The 1,572-nt window shown below is 71.9% G+C and carries 3 protein-coding genes; all 3 read right to left on the reverse strand.

The features are described from left to right. Positions 1-252 (reverse strand): ATP-binding cassette domain-containing protein (locus tag Q7W29_05145; GenBank protein MDO9171202.1); only part of this gene is annotated, 252 nt, incomplete at its 3' end. After that, positions 249-812, reverse strand: coding sequence for a GrpB family protein (locus tag Q7W29_05150; GenBank protein MDO9171203.1), 564 nt, complete (start codon positions 810-812; stop codon positions 249-251). The genes Q7W29_05145 and Q7W29_05150, both read right to left, overlap by 4 nt. Before the next feature lies 1 nt (position 813). Then, on the reverse strand, positions 814-1,572 hold a 759-nt coding region (locus Q7W29_05155; protein MDO9171204.1), incomplete at its 5' end, for an SDR family oxidoreductase.

Here is a 1,572-nt window from a genome sequence, read left to right on the forward strand (position 1 = left end):
CTCGTCGAGCACCGAGCGCCCCGCCATCTCGCCGATGTCCTGGCGGAAGTAGCCGACGGTGGTGCGCCGGGGCACCGACACCGACCCCTCGTCGGGGAACTCCTCCCCCACGATGAGACGGAACAGCGTCGTCTTGCCGGACCCGTTGGGCCCGACCAGGCCGACCTTCTCGCCGGGGTTGAGCTGGAAGGACGTCTCCACGAACAGCAGCTGGCGGCCGTAGCTCTTGCTGATGTTGCCGAGCGCGATCACCGCAACGCCCCCATCACGGCGGCGATGAACTCCGACTTGCCGCGCGTGTACGCCGCGCGGTCGCGCGGGAACGCCGCCGCGAGCGCGATCTTGAGCCGCTCGTAGTCGCGGGCGACGTCGGGGTGGGCGATGAGGTGGTCGCGGAACAGGAGCCGGTCCCAGTGCTCGCGGAAGGAAGCCTCAACCATGTGGAGGTGGTGCGTACGGGCGCCGCTCTGCGGATCGCGCCTGATGAACCAGGCGTAGAACGGGGGGCCGTCGTCGCCGATGGTCGGGCGCCAGAAGTAGTCGTAGCCCTGCGATTCCAGCAGGGGCGCGACCAGGAGGCGCGTTGCCCGCAGGTCCGTCGTCTCGATCAGCATGTCCACGACAGGTTTGGCGGACAGCCCGGGCACCGCCGTGCTGCCGAAGTGCTCGACGCGCCGGACGAGGTCCGGCGGCAGACAGGACTGCAGGTGCTCCTTCTCGAGGCGGAAGAGCTCCGGCCAGCGCGGGTCGTAGGGCGCGATCGCGATGTCCTCGCCCGCGGCGCGCGCGACGCGTTCCTTGAAGGAATCCATCTCAGGACCGGCCGATCCCGACCGCGGCGCCGAGCCACGTGTCGTCGGTCAACTGGTCCAGCACGAACGCTGCCACGTCCGCGCGCGGCACGCGGACCGTTTCGAAGAAGCTGCCGACGCCGCGGCCGGCGCGGCGGTCGCCGCGCCCCGGTCCGTCCGTCAGCCCGCCGGGACGCACGATCACCCACGGCGTGCGGCCGGCCTCGATCAACCTCTCCTGCCGGGCCTTGTCCCAGAAGTAGAAGGGCAGCACGAAGGGGATGACCACCAGCGTGTAGGCGAGGCCGAGCCGCCCGGCGCTGTCGCCAACGCCGAGAGAGGTGACGCAGACGAAGCGGGGCACACCGTAGCCCTCCATCGCGCGCAGGAGGTTGCGGGTGCCCTCGGAGAGGACGCGCGAGGGCGGGAAGTAGCGCCGGTGTCCCAGCGCGCAGAGGACGGCGTCCTGGCCGCACACGGCCTCGTCGACGGCGGCGGGGTCCAGCACGTCCCCGACGACGACCCGCAGGTGCGGGTGGCTCAAGGTCAGCGCTCGGGGATCGCGGACCAGGGCCGTGACCTCCAGGTCCCGCGCGAGGGCTTGCTCCAGCAGTTGGCGGCCGGTGCCGCCGGTGGCGCCGACGATCAGCACCTTGCGCGGCGGCGCCGCGGGTACGGGGCCCGCGATCGCGGTCCGGGACCGCACTCCCTTGAGGGACAGCCCGGCGGTCAGGGCCAGCGAGTAGCCGACCAGCAGCGGCAGCAGGATCACGTCGACCTC

The sequence above is a fragment of the bacterium genome, from assembly GCA_030654305.1.
Classification (GTDB): domain Bacteria; phylum Krumholzibacteriota; class Krumholzibacteriia; order LZORAL124-64-63; family LZORAL124-64-63; genus PNOJ01.

What these genes read in the sequence shown, in the direction of transcription:
- Q7W29_05150 (MDO9171203.1), bottom strand. Translation starts at nt 812, where the DNA reads ATGGATTCCTTCAAGGAACGCGTCGCGCGCGCCGCGGGCGAGGACATC.